At 71.0% G+C, this 16338-nt stretch carries 17 protein-coding genes; 8 read left to right on the forward strand and 9 right to left on the reverse strand.

Annotation, left to right across the window (positions count from 1 at the left end; all coding sequences use genetic code 11):
• The first annotated feature begins 33 nt into the window (after positions 1-33).
• Positions 34-576: a Uma2 family endonuclease gene (locus tag OG587_RS22100; RefSeq protein ID WP_329093214.1), complete on the forward strand. Its 543-nt coding sequence runs from the start codon at positions 34-36 to the stop codon at positions 574-576.
• Between the two features lie 29 nt (positions 577-605).
• On the opposite strand, the gene OG587_RS22105 is transcribed toward OG587_RS22100, so the two are convergent.
• From OG587_RS22105 to OG587_RS22115, 3 genes are all read right to left on the reverse strand, one after another.
• Positions 606-2015 (reverse strand): FG-GAP repeat domain-containing protein, encoded by a 1410-nt coding sequence (locus OG587_RS22105; protein WP_329093216.1) that lies wholly within the window; start codon positions 2013-2015, stop codon positions 606-608.
• Positions 2016-2062: 47 nt separating this feature from the next.
• On the reverse strand, positions 2063-3457 hold the full coding sequence (locus OG587_RS22110) for a glutamine synthetase family protein (protein ID WP_329093218.1): 1395 nt from the start codon (positions 3455-3457) through the stop codon (positions 2063-2065).
• Positions 3458-3570: 113 nt separating this feature from the next.
• Positions 3571-3990: a putative Ig domain-containing protein gene (locus OG587_RS22115; protein WP_329093220.1), complete on the reverse strand. Its 420-nt coding sequence runs from the start codon at positions 3988-3990 to the stop codon at positions 3571-3573.
• Between the two features lie 16 nt (positions 3991-4006).
• Here OG587_RS22115 and OG587_RS22120 point away from each other — a divergent pair, with 16 nt between their 5' ends.
• Positions 4007-4339 (forward strand): hypothetical protein, encoded by a 333-nt coding sequence (locus tag OG587_RS22120; RefSeq protein ID WP_329093222.1) that lies wholly within the window; start codon positions 4007-4009, stop codon positions 4337-4339.
• A 329-nt stretch (positions 4340-4668) separates the two neighbouring features.
• Here OG587_RS22120 and OG587_RS22125 read toward each other — a convergent pair whose 3' ends face one another.
• Entirely contained in the window at positions 4669-4830 is a 162-nt protein-coding gene (locus tag OG587_RS22125) for a hypothetical protein (protein WP_329093223.1), read from the reverse strand.
• A 584-nt stretch (positions 4831-5414) separates the two neighbouring features.
• Here OG587_RS22125 and OG587_RS22130 point away from each other — a divergent pair.
• Positions 5415-5711: a hypothetical protein gene (locus OG587_RS22130; RefSeq protein WP_329093225.1), complete on the forward strand. Its 297-nt coding sequence runs from the start codon at positions 5415-5417 to the stop codon at positions 5709-5711.
• A 120-nt stretch (positions 5712-5831) separates the two neighbouring features.
• Here OG587_RS22130 and OG587_RS22135 read toward each other — a convergent pair whose 3' ends face one another.
• Positions 5832-6461 (reverse strand): TIGR03085 family metal-binding protein, encoded by a 630-nt coding sequence (locus tag OG587_RS22135; RefSeq protein ID WP_329093227.1) that lies wholly within the window; start codon positions 6459-6461, stop codon positions 5832-5834.
• A gap of 152 nt (positions 6462-6613) precedes the next feature.
• On the opposite strand from OG587_RS22135, the gene OG587_RS22140 reads away from it, so the two are divergent.
• Positions 6614-8416 carry an ABC transporter ATP-binding protein gene (locus OG587_RS22140; RefSeq protein ID WP_329093950.1) on the forward strand — a complete coding sequence of 601 codons (1803 nt, stop codon included), beginning with the start codon at positions 6614-6616 and terminating at the stop codon, positions 8414-8416.
• A 76-nt stretch (positions 8417-8492) separates the two neighbouring features.
• On the forward strand, positions 8493-10271 hold the full coding sequence (locus OG587_RS22145) for an ABC transporter ATP-binding protein (RefSeq protein ID WP_443075597.1): 1779 nt from the start codon (positions 8493-8495) through the stop codon (positions 10269-10271).
• A gap of 35 nt (positions 10272-10306) precedes the next feature.
• Here the strand turns inward: OG587_RS22145 and OG587_RS22150 are convergent, their stop codons facing one another.
• From OG587_RS22150 to OG587_RS22165, 4 genes are read right to left on the reverse strand one after another with little or no spacing between them, the layout of a single operon-like run.
• A complete protein-coding gene (locus OG587_RS22150) occupies positions 10307-10885 on the reverse strand; it encodes a GNAT family N-acetyltransferase (protein ID WP_329093231.1) in 579 nt (192 codons plus the stop codon).
• Positions 10882-11880: an ABC transporter substrate-binding protein gene (locus tag OG587_RS22155; RefSeq protein WP_329093232.1), complete on the reverse strand. Its 999-nt coding sequence runs from the start codon at positions 11878-11880 to the stop codon at positions 10882-10884. The genes OG587_RS22150 and OG587_RS22155 overlap by 4 nt, the downstream gene beginning before the upstream one ends.
• Positions 11881-11928: 48 nt before the next feature.
• Positions 11929-12693 carry an amino acid ABC transporter ATP-binding protein gene (locus OG587_RS22160; RefSeq protein ID WP_329093233.1) on the reverse strand — a complete coding sequence of 255 codons (765 nt, stop codon included), beginning with the start codon at positions 12691-12693 and terminating at the stop codon, positions 11929-11931.
• Positions 12690-13763, reverse strand: coding sequence for an amino acid ABC transporter permease (locus OG587_RS22165; RefSeq protein WP_329093234.1), 1074 nt, complete (start codon positions 13761-13763; stop codon positions 12690-12692). Before OG587_RS22165 ends, OG587_RS22160 begins: the two co-directional genes overlap by 4 nt.
• Positions 13764-14083: 320 nt before the next feature.
• Between OG587_RS22165 and ppk2 the strand changes: the two genes are divergently transcribed.
• From ppk2 to OG587_RS22180, 3 genes are all read left to right on the forward strand, one after another.
• Positions 14084-15040, forward strand: a complete 957-nt coding sequence (gene ppk2 / locus OG587_RS22170) for a polyphosphate kinase 2 (RefSeq protein ID WP_329093235.1) — start codon at positions 14084-14086, stop codon at positions 15038-15040.
• Between the two features lie 112 nt (positions 15041-15152).
• Entirely contained in the window at positions 15153-15500 is a 348-nt protein-coding gene (gene hisI, locus OG587_RS22175) for a phosphoribosyl-AMP cyclohydrolase (RefSeq protein WP_329093236.1), read from the forward strand.
• Positions 15497-16102, forward strand: coding sequence for a Trp biosynthesis-associated membrane protein (locus tag OG587_RS22180; RefSeq protein ID WP_329093237.1), 606 nt, complete (start codon positions 15497-15499; stop codon positions 16100-16102). The genes hisI and OG587_RS22180 overlap by 4 nt, the downstream gene beginning before the upstream one ends.
• Positions 16103-16338 lie beyond the last annotated feature (236 nt).

Below are 16338 nucleotides of genomic sequence, written 5' to 3' on the forward strand. Positions count from 1 at the left end.
TGACTCCATTGGATATGAGCGGGGAGGGGCGAGATGTCAGATGATTCAAGGACGTTGAGTGAGCTCCTCGCGCTGGCGGCGGAGCGCGACGGGTACAAGGTCGAGTGGTACGCGGGGAAGATCGTGATGCAGGCGTCCGCGTCCGCCTTTCACAATCTGATCGTCAGCGAGACGATCCGTCAGATTCCCTCCGACGCCTGGTGGGCCCTGCCCGACATGAGGGTCGGGACCCCGGGTGACCATCGGGGGCCGCAACCCGACATCGTGATCATCCCTGCCGGAAGCCTCAGCGACGACGAGAATCCGGTCCGCAAGGAGATCGTGGCGGCGGTCATCGAGGTCGTGTCGAAGAACACCCGTTCCGAGGACTACGGCGACAAGCCGGAGACGTACGCCTCGATGAGGATTCCCGTCTACGTGATCATCGACCGTCAGCGCGAGACCATCAGGGTGTTCAGCGAGCCCGACGTCAACCGCTACACCCGCGAGAACGTGAGCCCTTTCGGTAAACCGTTCACGCTGCCGGAGCCGGTGCTGCTGACGGTCGACACGGAAGGTTATCCGGCCGCTTTGTAGCGGGGGTGATTTGGTCGGGACCCGGTGTCTCACCAGCCGCCGGTGCCGAAGGTGCTCTCGTCGCGGTCGCCGTCCGTCGCCCACCACAGGGACAGCGCCGAGCCCCACTCCGGGACGTGGCCGGTGGGGGACCAGGTCAGCAGCAGTTCGTCCCGCCCGTCGCCGTCGTAGTCGGCCGCCGCCCGGGGGTGTGCCAGGCGTTCCAAGGGGCGCAGCCTCCCGCCGTTCGGGTCCGTGGCCGGTCCGGACCGGCGGATCACCTTCCCGCCGCGTCGCAGCCCGTTCCTCCCGCCGTGGAGCAGTTCGACGCCGTCGGGGCCACGGTCGATCGCGAGGTCGTCGGTCCCGTCGCCGTCGTAGTCTCCTGCCACCGTCTCCCGCGCGAACCTGAGGTTCTTGAACACCTGTGGCGCGCGCCGGGCCCCGCCGAAGTAGACGGTCATCACGCCGTCGACCCCGGGGGGCTCGGTCTCGTACCCCGGCTCGTTGTTGCGGCTACCGCTGTCGGCGACCACGACGTCGCCCCTGCCGTCCCCGTCGAAGTCCCCGAACGCGAGGGAGTTGCCCTTGTTCAGCTCGCGGCTCCGGCGGGACAGCCCGCCGGGGCCGCCCCTGACGAGCCACGACGCTGCCTGCCCGCCGTCGCTCCCATCCCGTACGAGCAGGTCGGTGGCGCGGCGTCCGTCGATCCTGCCCGCGATCAGGCCCTGGATGTCGACGCTGACCGGCGAGGGCTGGACGGTGTGACGGCGGGGGACGCCCTTCCGGGTGAACGGCCCGTACAGCACGGCCAGGCTCTCCTGCCTCTCGCCCGTTCCGTTCGTCATCGGCGTCTTCAGCGCCAGGTCGGCCTCGCCGTCGCCGTCGAAGTCACCCGGCACCGTCTCGTGGGAGAAGAAGGGAGGGGCGGCGGACGTCGGGACCGCGGTCGGTACCGCCTCCGGGTCCACCCCCTTCGGGCCGCCCCACAGGATGTGCGGGACATCCGAGTCGGCGCCGGCCTGTACGACGTGGCCGTGGACGAGGACGTCGGCGAAGCCGTCGCCGTCCAGATCGGCCGTGTCGGCGGGCCCGGTGAACTCAAGGTGGGCGCCGGGCACCACCGTCCTGGTCCGGGGATCCAGGCCGTCCTTCGAGCCGTACACGATCACGAGGTCGGGCGACCAGGGGCCGTGGGACATGACGAAGGTCAGGTCCGCGAAGCCGTCGCCGTTGACGTCGCGGGGGTCGCGGCTCCCCTTCCCCTCGGCGGGCGGTGATCCCTGCGACCGTAGTGACGCGGGCCGGGGGGACGACGACGGTGGCGGCGACGGCGGCTCGGGGAGCAGCGCGGACGGTGTCACGTACGGGGCCGGAGACGCGTCCCGCCCGTCTCCGAGGCTGCATCCGCCGAGCAGGAGGGCGAGTGCCAGGACCGTCCCGGTTCTGCTCTTTATCACGCCTCCCGGACATGTGGGATGTACGGCGATCTTAGGGTTTCGGGGCGCTAGAAGACCCGGAAGTGGTGGAACAGTTCGTAGACGGCGTCCTGGGCGGCGAAGGATCGGGCCTCGGAGCGTTTGACGGCCAGGTAGGCGGAGGCTCGGAGGGGGCCGAGGGCGTTCATGAGGACGTCATCGGCCTCCAGGGCGTCGAGGGCCTCGTCCAGGGAGGCAGGCAGACGGGGGACGCGCCCGGAGGGGAGGGTCGCGGGGTCGACGTTGACGGGGTCGCCGGGGTCGAGGCCGCGGCGGATGCCGTCCAGGCCCGCGTGGATGACGGCGCCCAGCGACAGGTAGGGGTTGGCCGAGGAGTCGGAGGGCTTGAGCTCCAGATTGGCGGACGCCGCGGCGTCGCGTCCGGTGGGGGAGCAGATCCGCACCGCCGCCTCACGGTTGTCCATGCCGTAACAGGCGTACGCGCTCGACCACGACCTCGGCGTCAGGCGCCGGAAGCCGTTCACCGAGCCGCAGGTCAGCGCGGTGAGTGCCGGGAGGTGGGCGACCAGGCCGCCGATGAAGCGGTAGGCGGTGGCCGACATGCCGTAGCGGTCTGCGGGGTCGGCGAAGGCGTTGGTCTTGAGGTCGGGGTCCCAGAGGGAGACGTGCAGGTGGGCGCCGTTGCCCGGCTGGTCGGCGAGGGGTTTGGGGGCGAGGGAGGCCCACATCGACATGCGGGCGGCGACGCCCCTGACCGTCTCGCGGTAGATCACGTGGTTGTCGGCGGCCTGGAGGGCGGGGGCGTGGCGGATCGACAGTTCGTGCTGGCCGTGGCCGAGTTCGGGATGGTAGTGCTCGGGCCGCAGCCTCTGGCTCTCCAGGGCACGGACCAGGGCCATCGTGTAGTCGTGGAGCTGGTTGAAGCCGACGGTGGAGTAACACAGGCTGTCGTCGGCGGGGACCAGGCGGTCCGGGCCGCCCGCGGGGTCGGGCTCGCGGCGGCCGAGGGTGAACTCGGGTTCGTAGGCGGCGACGAGGGTGTGGCCCTCGGCGGCCAGGGCGGCGACGGCCTCGCGCAGGAAGGTGCGCGGGCACACGGGCCAGGGGGAGCCGTCGACCCGGCGCAGGTCCGCCAGCATGGCCGCGGCGCCGGGAGCGTAGGGCAGGTGGACGAACGTCGCCGGATCGGGGACGATCCGCACCTCCCCGACCGGGCCGAGGCCCTCGACGTCCTGGAGTTCGTCGAGCATGTTCATCGCCATCATCGCCACGGTGTGCCCGATGCCGGTGTGGATCCGCTCCGCCAGCCGGGAGCGGGAGGTGGCCTTGCCCCTGATCACGCCGCCGTGGTCGGCGTACAGGAAGCGAACCAGCTCGACGCCCTCCGTGTCGGCGCGTTCGACGGCGCGCAGCGCCGCGGCGTCGAGCGTGTGAGGGCCGGTCATGGCCTGGTGGTCTCCCATGCCTCCTGCGTAACACGTCCTCGGGGGGAGGGGAAGCACCGGGGACGCTCGCCCTCGGGTGATCCGGGAAGGTCGCGAGGTTCCGGTCCGGGGCTATGGGGTGAGCGCGTCGGTCACGAGGTGAGCACGTCGCTCGCACCGCTGTCGGAGCAGGGCGCGCCCGCAGAAGGGAGGGACGAGGGGGACGAACCGGCGCACTCGCAGGTGACGGTGATCGTCACCGCGCCGGTGTTGCAACCACCGGAGGCGACGCACGCCTCGACCGGGACCGTCCAGGTGCCGGATACCCGGGAGGTGCCGCCGAGCAGGCCGTCGGCGTCGAGCGTGATCCCGGCGGGCAGGAGGGCGGGGTCGGTCACCTTGAAGGCGAGCGTCTCGCCGGTCGGGTTGGCCAGTGTGATCCTTCCGCTCAGCGGCCGGTCGACGGCGACGCCGAAATGGCCGAGGAAAGGGCGGGCCGAGAGAGACGAGGAGCCTCCCGCGACCGGCTGCCCGGACCCGCCCGCGACCGGTGTCCGGACGGAGGGCGGCATCGGGGCCGGCGCCTGGGTGGATGGCGGCGTCGGTGCCGAGACTTGGGCCGAAGGTGGTGACGGCGCCTGGGCGGAGGGCGGCATCGGTGCCAGGGTTTGGGCCGAAGGCGGTGTCGGTGTCGAGGTCTGGGCGGAGGGCGGCATCAAAGCCGGGACCTGGGCCGAAGACGGTGTCGGGTCCGGGGTCGCGAAGGCGGCTCCCGGGGTCGCCAGCACGCCGCACGCGACGGCTCCGGCGACGATCGCCCCGATCCCGGGGAAACCCTGCTTGCCATGCATGAACGATCCCCCGTACGAGAAACGGACTTTCCCCCAGGGTGCCGGAAAGATCATCAAGGAAGTGCCGTGATGTCTTCCGTGGTCATCCATGATCGGGTCAGGGCGTTCGCCGTACGGGTGGTCTCCGTGTCACGTCGTGTGGGTGTTCTTCCGGACCACCCTGTTTCCGTACCACTCTGTACGGCGGGGCCGCGCGGTCTCGGGCGGGGCGCGGGTGTGACCTCGTCGCTGGTTCGCGGGGGCGGGGGTGCCGTGACGGCTTCCGGCGATCGTCGCGGTACGTTTCCGGGATCGGCGGGGCCGACGGCATGGCGTTCGGCGCGGGGGGTGTGCGCTCCCCTGTGGATCAGCCGGGAGCGCGGGTGACGCGGCTCGGGGCGGGGGAACCCCGCCGGGCGGTTAGGTGAGCACTCGGGTGAAGAACAGAGCCAACTGGTCTGCCCCCCTTATGATCCCGTCGAAGACTCCGTTGACCGCGCTCGCCGCCTCGGCGGGCTTGGTGAACAGATAGAAGACCACGAACGCTACCGCGAGGTAGGTGAGGACCTTCTTGACCTGCATGGGGGCCTCCTGGCAGTTCCAATCCCAGCCGTATATACCCGAATTTTATCGATCTTTGGCATCTGCGGCCCGGGTGGCTCCCGGATTTTGATGATCATACCCGTCCCGCAGCGGCAAGCCGTGGTCTGGTCGCGAGTTTGGCATAGGTCACACCCGCCATCGTGCGGTCGCGAGGCGCTCCTGTCCAATATTCATTGCCAGATATACCGGTAGGGCTAGCCCGGCGCTGTGCATACGCCGATCTCGGGGATTGTTTTTGCCGGTCATCGCCGATTCGGCGACCGGCCGGGCGTGTCGCCCCATGCCGGGGTTCCGGCGCGACGGGCCGATGTCAGAAAATGCGCGGAGACGCCGTCGGGTGGGTCGGGGTGGGCCGCGGCCGGAGTACGCGGGCGGTAGGAAGACGCCCGGCTCGCCGGGACCTCCGGCCTGGCCCGCCCGGCGTGGCCGAGGTGTCGCGCCTCGGGCCCGCGCGGGGCGGGCGGCGCGCAGGTGGCCGGTGCGGCGTTTGTGACCTTAAAAAGGGGGAATTTGTCGATGTGTCATAACTATGGGTAATTATAAATGAGCAAGGAGTGAGGACGATGACATCGCCCGTCGGATCAGGCCAGCCAGGTGATCGGCCGCGCAACGTCTCCTCCAGCAGGCTGACCACAGAGACAAAACCGGCATTTCAGACAACCGAGTTCATCGCCTACATCGTCATCCTGATCGCGATCGTGATCACGGCCTTCGCGGTCGGCGGCGACCCGCGCGGTTACGGTGACCCCTTCGGGGCGGAGCAAGCCCTCAGGTACATCACCTTCCTCACTATCGGCTACATGCTCTCCCGGGGTCTGGCGAAGGCCGGGAGCTGGGACCGGGGCGAGGACGTCCGCTGACGTCCCCGGTCTCCCGGCGTCGGCCGGTCGGCCGCGTGGCCGCGAACCGCCGGCGCCCGGACCTCGGTGGGCCCGGGTCGTCGTCACGGCCGCTTCCCGCTCCCCGGGAGGCGGCCTCGCTCAGACGCCCAGCGGGGCGTCCATCAGCTTGGCCACGGTCTCGTCGTCGCCGCTCACGTCGACCTTGGCGTGGGACTGGCGGCCGAAGCAGAACAGCAGCAGCTCCCCGGCCGTGCCCGTCACCTCGACCTGTGGGCCCTCACCGGGGCCGCCGATGGCGACACCTCCGCCGATGCGGTGCAGGACGACCCGGACGGGAGAGCGGCGCAGGAACAGCCGGGCGCCGCGGTGGATCTGCTTCCAGAACCTCTCCTCCAGGTCGGCGGGCAGCTCCCGCGGCTCCCAGACCCGCTGCGCCCGCCGCACGTCCTCGTGGTGGACGAAGAACTCCGTCGTGTTGGCCGCCTGGTCCAGGCCGGGCAGGCGATAGGCCCCCGAAGGGCCGGAACGCACGAGCTCGACGAGACCCGCGTACCCCTTCCTGGTCTTCATGGACTCCTGCACCCTGGCGGTGTGCCCGGCCAGGGGCTTGAGGATGATGCCTCCGGCGGCGTCGGGGCGGCGCTCGCGGACGACGAGGTGGGCGGCGAGGTCGAAGGTGGTCCAGCCCTCGCAGAGTGTGGGAGCGTCCGGGCCGAGCTGGGCGAACAGGTCGCTGAGCGCGGCTCGTTCGGCGCGGGCGTAGTTCATCCGTGGTCCTAACGATGTCGTTGTGCGGGCAACCAGAGGTGTAGGCGTGACACTACCGAAGGTGGTTCGGGAATAACCGCATGATCCACAGTGATAGGGACTTAGGTAACAACGTTTCCTGTCGAAAGGACACCCCCCGCGTGGCGAGCAAGATGACCACCGCAGTCATGCGCAGGGGACTCGGGGTCCTCGGGGTGGCCATCCGGGCGGAGAAGGCGATCTTCTCCGCCGCGGTGCTGTCCAGTGCCCTGTACGGCGTGATGACCGTCGCCTCGGCGTGGGCGCTGGGCTGGGCCACCGAGAATGTCGTGCTCCCGGCTTTCAGGAACGGGCAGATCACGACGGGCACGCTCACCCTCGGCGCGCTCCTCATCATGGGGGCGTCCCTGTTCAAGGCGCTGGGCGTGGCCGGGCGGCGATACTTCGCCGGGGTCATGCAGTATCGGATGCAGGCCCGCTCCCGCCGCGACGTCACCCGCCAGTATCTGAGGCTTCCCCTGGCCTGGCACCACAGGCACCCGACCGGGCAGCTGCTGTCCAACGCCGGGTCCGACGTGGAGGCCGCCTGGGCGCCGCTCGCCCCGCTGCCGATGGCCGTCGGCGTGGTCGTGATGCTGGTCACCGCCGCCGTCGCAATGGTGATCACCGATCCGATCCTCGCCCTCGTCGGTTTCCTGGTCTTTCCCGCGATCGCCGTGCTCAACCTGGTCTACCAGCGCAGGCTGAACCCGCTCGCCACCCGCGCCCAGCAGTTGCGCGCCGAGGTCAGCGAGATCGCCCACGAGAGCTTCGACGGCGCCCTGGTCGTCAAGACCCTCGGCCGCGAGGACGAGGAGACCGCCAGGTTCCTGGCCAAGGCCCACGAGCTGCGCGACGCCAACATCGCCGTGGGCCGGGTCCGCGGCCTGTTCGATCCGATGCTGGAGGCGCTGCCCACCCTGGGCGTGCTCGCCGTGCTGCTGATCGGCGCGATGCGGCTGGAGAGCGGCGCGATCGGTTCCGGCGTGCTGGTTCAGGTCGCCTACCTGTTCACCCTGCTGGCCTTCCCGATCCGCGCGCTGGGCTGGGTGCTCGCCGAGCTGCCCCGGGCCGTCGTCGGCTACGAGCGGGTCCAGGCCGTGCTCGACGCCACCGGCTCCATGGAGCACGGCGCCGTCGAGCTGCCCGGCACCGAACCCGCCAGGCTGGAGGTGCGCGGCCTCGGTTACGCGTACGGCGACGGCGAGTTCCCCGTCCTGCGCGACGTGAGCCTGGAGGTCGGGTCCGGCCGCACCGTCGCCCTGGTCGGCCCCACCGGCTCCGGCAAGTCGACCCTCGCCCAGACCCTCGTCCGCCTGGTCGACCCGGCGGAGGGCGTCGTGCTCGTGGACGGCACCGACCTGCGCGACGTCGCCAGGAACGGGGTCAGCGACGCGGTGGCGCTGGTGCCGCAGCAGACGTTCCTGTTCGACGACACCGTGCGCGGCAACGTCACCCTCGGCCTGCCGGTCGGCGACGAGGACGTCTGGGCGGCGCTGCGCCTGGCGCAGGCCGAGGGGTTCGTCAGCGCCCTGCCCTCGGGGCTGGACACCCGGGTCGGCGAGCGCGGCACCACCCTGTCGGGCGGCCAGCGCCAGCGGATCGCCCTGGCCCGCGCGCTGGTGCGCCGCCCGCGGCTGCTCGTCCTGGACGACGCCACCTCCAGTGTCGACCCGCAGGTCGAGGCGAGGATCCTGTACGGGCTGCGGGACGCGGCCCAGGTCTCCACCGTGGTCGTCATCGCCTACCGGATGGCCACCATCGCCCTGGCCGACGAGGTCGTCTACCTCGACCACGGCCGGGTCGTCGACCGGGGCGGCCACGCGGAGCTGCTCGCCCGATGCGAGGGCTACCGCAACCTGGTCACCGCCTACGAACGCCAGGGCGCCGAGCGCGAGGCGCTCGACGCCGAGCGAGAAAAAGAGGTCAGCGCGTGAGGAAGCACAACCGGCCGGGGCGGCGCCCCGCCGGGCCGACGCGGGGCGAGCGGGGCCACGGCCCGCTGGGAGGACGGTGCCGGTGAGCTCGTTCCAGGGGGTCGAGCGCTCGGGACTGGCCACCGTCAGGCACGGCCTGTCGCTCACGCCGGAGTTCCGCAGGGGGATGGCCGGGACACTCGCGCTGGCCGTGATGGCCACGGTCGGCAAGATCATCGTACCGATCGCCGTCCAGCAGACCATCGACACGGGGCTCGGGGGAGGGGCCCCGGACGTGGCCTACATCCGCACCGCCGTGCTGCTGTGCGCCGCCGCCGTGGTGCTCACCGCGCTGTGCGCGTACCTGATGAACGTCCGCCTCTACCGGGCCACCGAGTCCTCCCTCGCCACGCTCAGGGTGCGCGGCTTCCGGCACGTGCACGACCTGTCGGTGCTCACCCAGAACACCGAGCGCCGAGGCGCCCTCGTCTCGCGGGTCACCGGCGACGTCGACCAGATCAGCGTGTTCATGCAGTGGGGCGGGCTGATGATCATCATCGCCCTGGGCCAGCTCCTGGTCGCCACCGTGCTGATGTTCGTCTACTCCTGGCAGCTCGCCCTGCTGGTGTGGCTGTGCTTCCTGCCGCTCATGGTCGTCCTGCCGCGCTTCCAGCGGTGGCTGTCGGGCGCCTACACGCGGGTCCGTGAGCGCACCGGCGACATGCTCTCGGCCGTCAGCGAGTCGGTCGTGGGCGCGGCCGTGATCAGGGCCCACGGCTCCGAGGCCCGTACGGCCGAGCGGCTCGACGTCGCGATCAACGCCAACAGGGCGGCGCAGGCCCGCACCCAGCGGATCGTCGCGACCGTGTTCCCGCTGACCGAGATCGTCGCCGCCGTGGCCCTGGCCGCCGTGGTGCTGGTCGGGGTGCGGCTCGGGCTGGCGGGCGACATCACCGAGGGGCGCCTGGTCGCCTTCCTCTTCCTCATCACGCTGTTCGTCTCGCCGCTGCAGATCGCCACCGAGGTGCTCAACGAGGCACAGAACGCCGTGGCCGGGTGGCGGCGCATCCTCGGCGTGCTCGACACCCCCGCCGACGTCGCAGACCCGGGCCCCGACGGCGTCGAGCTGCCGCGCGGTCCCATCTCGGTGTCCTTCGAGGACGTGGGATTCTCCTATCCCGGAGGCGTGCCGGTGCTGCACGAGGTCTCGGCGGACATCCCGCCGCGCTCGCGGATCGCGGTGGTGGGGGAGACCGGCTCGGGCAAGACGACCTTCGCCAAGCTGCTCACCCGCCTGATGGACCCGGTCTCAGGGCGGATCACGGTCGACGGTTACGACCTGCGGGACGTCCGGTTCTCCTCGCTGCGCAGCCGCATCGTCATGGTGCCGCAGGACGGGTTCCTGTTCGACGGCACCCTGGCGGAGAACATCGGTTTCGGCCGCCCCTCGGCGACCGAGGCGGAGATCCGGCTGGCGATGACCGAGCTGGGGCTCACCGACTGGCTGGAGGGGCTGCCCGCCGACCTGGCGACCAGGGTCGGCCAGCGCGGCGAGTCGCTGTCGGCGGGCGAGCGCCAGCTCGTCGCGCTCGCCCGCGCCTATCTGGCCGACCCCGACCTGCTGCTGCTGGACGAGGCCACCTCCGCGGTGGACCCGGCGACGGAGGTGCGGCTGGCCCGTGCCCTGGAGGGCGTCACGCGGGGCCGCACCGCCGTCTCCATCGCCCACCGGCTCTCCACCGCCGAGGCGGCGGACGAGGTGTTCGTCTTCGACAAGGGCCGGATCGTGCAGCGCGGCCCGCACGCCGAGCTGGTACGGCGGCCCGGCGTCTACGCGGACCTGTACGCCTCCTGGGTCTCGGCCGCCCGCTCCTAGCGGAACCGGCCGCGACCCCAGGGAGCGGGGCACGTCTACCCCGATCCCCGGATGGTCTTCTCGAAGGGGTGGGGGCCGACGGCCTCGGGGTCGGCCGCCAGGTCGTAGAGCGGGCTGTATCCGGTCGAGAGATACAGCCCGGCGGCCTCGGGCTGCCGGGGACCCGTGGTCAGATAGACCCTGCGGTAGCCCTGCCGCGCGGCCTCCCGTTCCAGCTCCCGCACCACGGCGACACCCAGGCCGCGCCTCCGGTGGTCCGGATGGGTCCAGATCCGCTTGAACTCGGCGGTCTCCTCGTCGTGACGGAAGAACGCGCCCCCGGCGACGGTCCGCCCGCGCTCGACGAGGATGAGGAACGCGCCCCCGTGCTCCGGGGTGAACCGCTCGTCGGGATAGCGGTTGATCTCGTCGTTGGGGCCGTACCGGCCGGTGTACTCGGCGTGCAGGTCCTTCAGGAGTGGCCTGACCGCGGGGTCGCGGACGGCCACGTACCGCACCTCGAAGGGCTCGCCCGGTGCCGGGGTCGGCGGGGTGTGCTTCGGGTACGGGGACGGTGCCGGGGGGAGGGGCCGTTCGGTGCCCGGGGCGGCGGGCCTCGCGGAGTCGATCGTCACTTCGGCTGCCTCGGCAGGCCGGGCGGGTTGATCCTCGACGTGGGCAGCGCCTCGTTGTCCAGGCCCCAGCGCTTGAGCACCTCGGCGTACTTGCCGTTCTCGATGAGCGTGTTGATCGCCTCGTTGACCGGCTGGATCAGGCCGTTGCCCTTCAGGGTCATCACCGCGATCAGGCCCTCGACCGACCCGCCGCCCGAGAGCGTCCCGACGATCCTGCTGTCGCCGCCCACCGCGACCTGGTAGGCGATGGGCGGGTTCGGGCCCAGGTAGGCCTGGACGCGGCCGGACTTCAGTGCGAGCAGGACGTCGCCGTACTTCTCGTAGTACTGGATGTTCGCGGCCTTGAGCCCGGCCTTCTGGTTCTGCGTGTCCCACTCCAGCAGGATCTTCTCCTGGTTGGTGCCGGATCCGACGGAGACGTTCAGCCCGGCGATGTCGGCGGCCTTCTCGATCTTGGTGATCGGGCTGTCCCTGCCCACCTGCCAGGCGAGCTGGTCCACCCGGTAGGTGGCGAAGTCGTAGATGTCCTTGCGCTCCTCCGTCACCGTGACGTTGTTGAGCACCAGGTCGTACTTGCCGGACTTGGCCGCGAGGAACAGGTTCTCCCAGGAGGTGTTCTCCTCCTTCAGCGGCAGGCCCAGCACGTCGGCGATCAGGTGGGCGAGGTCGGTCTCCACGCCGACCAGGGTGGTGTCGTCGTCGGCGAGGAAGACCAGGGGCGGTGCGCCCTCGCCGTTGAATCCGGCGGTGAGCGCGCCCTTGGACCGGATCGCCTCGGGGACCTTGGCGGCGATCGCCTCCACCTTGTCGGCGCGGACACGGTTCTGCTCGGGCGAGGTGTTGATCTTCACCCCACCGGTTCCCGACGGGGCCGCGGCCGGGGCGGCCTCGGCTCTGTCCGTCGTACCGGCTGAGGTTCCGGTACCGCCGCAGGCGGCGGCGAGGAGGAGAGGCAGGGCGGCGATGGCGGGGGCGAGCCGCGATATGAACGACATGTCGATCCTTGCTGGGGTGGGGTGGCGGGACGGGGGTTCGGAGAGAGGTCAGAGGACCTTGCTGAGGAAGAGGCGGGTGCGCTCGTGCCGGGGGGCGTCCAGCACCTCGGCGGGGGTGCCCCGCTCGACGATCCGGCCCTCGTCCATGAAGACCACGGTGTCGGCGACCTCGCGGGCGAAGCCGACCTCGTGGGTGACGACGATCATGGTGGTGCCGCTTCCTGCGAGGCCCTTCACCACGTCGAGCACCTCGCCGACGAGTTCCGGGTCCAGCGCGGACGTCGGCTCGTCGAAGAGGATGACCTTGGGCTCCAGGGCCAGGGCGCGGGCGATGGCCACCCGCTGCTGCTGGCCGCCGGAGAGTTTGCGGGGGTAGGAGTGTGCCTTGTCGGAGAGCCCGACCCGCTCCAGCAGCCGGGTCGCCAGCGCGTCCACCTCCGCCCTCGGCCTGCGCTGGGCCGACAGGGGCGCCTCGGTGACGTTCTGGTGCACGGTCAGGTGCGGGAAGAGGTTGAAGTTCTGGAAGACGAAACCGATCCTGGTCCGCTGCCGGAGAATCTCGCGCTCGGGCAGCTCGTACAGCCTGTCGCCGGACCTGCGGTAGCCGACCAGCTCGCCGTCGACGCTGACCGACCCGCTGTCCACCTTCTCCAGGTGGTTGACGGTACGCAGGAGCGTGGACTTCCCCGACCCCGACGGGCCCAGGATCACCGTGACCTCGCCCGGGGCGACCCGCAGGTCCACTCCGCGCAGCACCTCCAGCGACCCGAAGCTCTTGTGCACGTCCCGCAGCTCGACCATCGCGGCGCTCATGCGCGGCCCTTGCCGTAGTGCCGCTCGACGTAGTGCTGCGCGACGGACATCACGGAGGTCATGACGAGATACCAGATGGTCGCCACCAGCAGCAGGGCGATCACCCTGCCGTTGCGGTTGTAGATCACCTGGACCTGGTAGAAGAGCTCGGGCAGGGCCATGATGTAGACGACCGAGGTGCCCTTGACCAGGCCGATGATCTCGTTGCCGGCGGTCGGCACGATCGACCGCATGGCCTGCGGCAGGACGATCCGGAACAGCTGTCTGGTTCTGGGGATGCCCAGCGCCGCGGCGGCCTCCCGCTGGCCGTGGTCCACCGAGAGCAGGCCCGCCCGGACGATCTCCGCGGCGTAGGCGGCCTGGTGCAGGGCGAGGCCGAGCGCGGCGGCGGTGATCGGGCTGATCAGATCCATCGTCCCGACGTCGAAGAACGCCGGGCCGAACGGCACGCCGAAGGAGATCCTCGGATACAGCAGGGCCAGGTTGTACCAGAACAGCAGCTGCAGGATCAGCGGTACCGACCGGAACAGGGCGATGTAGCCCCAGGCCACCGAGTTGAGCAGCGGATTCCCCGACAGCCGCATGAGCGCCAGGACCGTGCCGAGCAGGAAGCCGAAGACGATTCCCAGCGCGGTCAGCTCAAGGGTGAACACGACCGCCCGCAGCACGGAGGGCGCGAACAGGTACTCCCCGACCACCTCCCACTCCCAGGCCGGGTTGGTGACCAGCGCGCTGACCGCCATGGCCAGCAGCACCGCGACGCCCAGGGCCGCCACCCATCGTCCGGGGTGGCGGGTGGTGACCACCTTCAGCGGGGGCTCACCGGCCTCCGAGTCTTCCGGGCCGGCCGGGGGGCCGCCCGCGGGAGGAGCGGCGGCCCGGATCACGCGGGGCCCGCCGGGGGCGGACGCGGGGATGAGCCGTGCCCGGCTCCACACGTACCCGTGGTGCGCGCGCCCCCGGCCGTTCTTCGTCGGGGGCGGCGCCTTCGCGGGGGCCGTGAGGGCCGCGGGGGCCGCGGGGGGATCGTGCGTGTCACCGCCGTCGGCGCCTGAGAGTTCGACGGGCATGGCTGAGGCCTTTCTGGCTGGTCGTACCGGGCGGGGTGGGGGCGCGCCGTCGACGGATCGTCGGAGGGGCGGCGGCGACACGGGAGGGGGTGGGGACGGCTTGGGATGACGTGCTCGCCCGTCACCGGCCGGAGCTCCGGGCGCACGGCATCACTTCAACACACGTTCACAATCCCGTCAAGACCTACTTGTTTAGTGGGTTTTTAGTCGAGATGGATCGCCTAGCAGGAGAAAGGGGCGATCGGGAAGGATTAGCCTGCTCAGGGCGAGGTAGAGGCAGGGCGGAGGCGGGCCCCACGCCCGCCCGAGGGAAGGGACCGATGGCAGAGTTGGTTGGTGGGGAGCCTTCGGGCAGCCAGTTCCCCGTGGTGGACGTCCACGCGGCGATAGACCGCAGCGACCTGCTCGACGAACTGTCCGACCTGCGGGTCAACGACGATGACGACGACGACCCCGTCCTGATCCGCCAGGACGGCAGTCCGGTCGACACCTGGCGGGAGAAGTATCCCTACGACGAGCGGATGGACCGGGCGGAGTACGACCGGATCAAGCGGCTGCTCCAGATCGAGTTGCTCAAGCTCCAGTACTGGATCAAGGACACCGGGGGGCGGGTGGTCGTCCTCTTCGAGGGGCGCGACGCCGCGGGCAAGGGCGGCACGATCAAACGGTTCATGGAGCACCTCAACCCCCGGGGCGCGAACGTGGTGGCGCTGGAGAAGCCGAGCGAGCGCGAGAGCACCCAGTGGTACTTCCAGCGCTACGTCTCCCACCTGCCCGCCGCCGGGGAGATGGTCTTCTTCGACCGCTCCTGGTACAACCGCGCCGGGGTCGAGCGGGTGATGCGCTTCTGCACCCCCGAGGAGTACCTGGAGTTCCTGGAGCAGGCCCCGGAGTTCGAGCGCATGCTCGTCCGGGACGGGATCCACCTGGTGAAGTTCTGGTTCTCGGTCTCGCGTTCCGAGCAGCGCACCCGGTTCGTGATCCGCCAGGTCGACCCGGTGCGGCAGTGGAAGCTGTCGCCGATGGACCTGGAGTCACTCGACAAGTGGGAGGACTACACCGCGGCCAAGGAGGACATGTTCGTCACCACCGACACGGAGGAGGCCCCGTGGACGGTGATCAAGAGCAACGACAAGAAGCGGGCCAGGACCGAGGCCATGCGCCACGTGCTGAGCCTGTTCGAGTACGAGAACAAGGACCGCGAGATCGTCGGCACCCCCGACCCCAAGATCGTCGTCCATGCCGCCGACGTGCTCGACGACGATCGCAGCCACTGACCGGCCGGGCCTTCCCACCTGGGCCTGGACCTCGCGCCCGGTGGATCGCCCGGACCGCTCGCGCGGCCGGGCCGGACGTCACCCCTCTCCCCGGTTGCGGCACAATTGCCACATGTCCCTTGACCCCGCCATCGCGGCCCGGCTGAAGCGCACCGCCGACGGGCTGGTTCCCGCCGTCGTCCAGCAGTACGACACCGGCGAGGTGCTCATGCTCGCCTGGATGGACGACGAGGCGCTGCACCGCACGCTCACCACCGGCAGGGCCACCTACTGGTCGCGCAGCCGCGGGGCCTACTGGGTGAAGGGCGACACCTCCGGCCACGTCCAGCACGTCAGGTCCGCCGCCCTCGACTGCGACGGCGACACCGTCCTGCTGCGGGTCGACCAGGTGGGCGCCGCCTGCCACACCGGCGACCGGACCTGCTTCGACGCCGACGAGCTGACGGTGACCCGGGCGTGACGGCCAGGCGGGAGCTGTGGACCTGGCTGGCGGTCTGCGTGGCGGGTGCCGCGCTCGTGCTCCTCGCCGCGGGACGCGACTGGTTCACCGTGACGTACGACACCCGCGAGGTGGCGGTCTCCGCCGCCGAACTGGCCCCCGCGCTCGGCCCCGCCGCCTGGGCGGCGCTCGCCGCGGTGGTCGCCGTCCTCGCGACGGGAGGCGTGTGGCGCCGGCTCGTCGGAGCGGTGATGGCGCTCGGCGGAGCCGGGATGATCGCCGGCTCCTGGTGGGGGAGCGGCGCGGGCGCCGCGCTGCGGATCTCCGCAGCGCAGGCGCCGATGTCCGCGGGCACCGCCCCGCAGGTCACCTCGGCCGTCGTCTGGCCGCTCCTCGCCTCCGCCGGAGGGCTTCTGCTGCTGGCCGGGGGAGTGGCGGCGATCCTGCGCGGCGGGCGCTGGCCGGGCATGTCCGGCCGGTACGACCGGCAGGGAGCCGGTCCCGGTGGCGCGGGCGGTCCCGCTCCCGTTCCCGCCGAGAGCGCCCCCAGCGAGCGGGCCCTGTGGGACGCCATCGACGAGGGCACCGACCCGACGGCCGATCCGGATCCTCGCGAGCGCTGACTCCCGCGAGGTCTGGCCTCGTGAGCTCTGGCTCCCATGAGCGCTGACCCCCGCGAGCGCAGCCCCGGTGGAACGTGGGCTCGGCCCTCCGCGCTTCCGCCGTGCCCGTGATTCCGTCGTTCCCGCCACCGGGACCTTCTCGCGGTCTCGCCGTCGGGAGGGCCGGGATTGTGCGCCCCCGGCTACGACTTGCTCACAACGTGCTCACAAGCGTGAACGGCTTCCCTCTTTGCGAG

Origin of the sequence: Streptosporangium sp. NBC_01469 (assembly GCF_036227305.1) — a bacterium.
Lineage (GTDB): Bacteria > Actinomycetota > Actinomycetes > Streptosporangiales > Streptosporangiaceae > Streptosporangium.

Excerpts from the sequence above, each read along its gene's own strand:
- OG587_RS22100 (WP_329093214.1), top strand. The coding sequence starts at position 34 with ATGTCAGATGATTCAAGGACGTTGAGTGAGCTCCTCGCGCTGGCGGCG.
- OG587_RS22110 (WP_329093218.1), bottom strand. The coding sequence starts at position 3,457 with ATGGGAGACCACCAGGCCATGACCGGCCCTCACACGCTCGACGCCGCG.
- OG587_RS22115 (WP_329093220.1), bottom strand. The coding sequence starts at position 3,990 with ATGCCGCCCTCCGTCCGGACACCGGTCGCGGGCGGGTCCGGGCAGCCG.
- OG587_RS22125 (WP_329093223.1), bottom strand. The coding sequence starts at position 4,830 with ATGCAGGTCAAGAAGGTCCTCACCTACCTCGCGGTAGCGTTCGTGGTC.
- OG587_RS22130 (WP_329093225.1), top strand. The coding sequence starts at position 5,415 with ATGACATCGCCCGTCGGATCAGGCCAGCCAGGTGATCGGCCGCGCAAC.
- OG587_RS22135 (WP_329093227.1), bottom strand. The coding sequence starts at position 6,461 with ATGAACTACGCCCGCGCCGAACGAGCCGCGCTCAGCGACCTGTTCGCC.
- OG587_RS22140 (WP_329093950.1), top strand. The coding sequence starts at position 6,614 with ATGACCACCGCAGTCATGCGCAGGGGACTCGGGGTCCTCGGGGTGGCC.
- OG587_RS22155 (WP_329093232.1), bottom strand. The coding sequence starts at position 11,880 with ATGTCGTTCATATCGCGGCTCGCCCCCGCCATCGCCGCCCTGCCTCTC.
- OG587_RS22160 (WP_329093233.1), bottom strand. The coding sequence starts at position 12,693 with ATGAGCGCCGCGATGGTCGAGCTGCGGGACGTGCACAAGAGCTTCGGG.
- OG587_RS22165 (WP_329093234.1), bottom strand. The coding sequence starts at position 13,763 with ATGCCCGTCGAACTCTCAGGCGCCGACGGCGGTGACACGCACGATCCC.
- ppk2 (WP_329093235.1), top strand. The coding sequence starts at position 14,084 with ATGGCAGAGTTGGTTGGTGGGGAGCCTTCGGGCAGCCAGTTCCCCGTG.
- hisI (WP_329093236.1), top strand. The coding sequence starts at position 15,153 with ATGTCCCTTGACCCCGCCATCGCGGCCCGGCTGAAGCGCACCGCCGAC.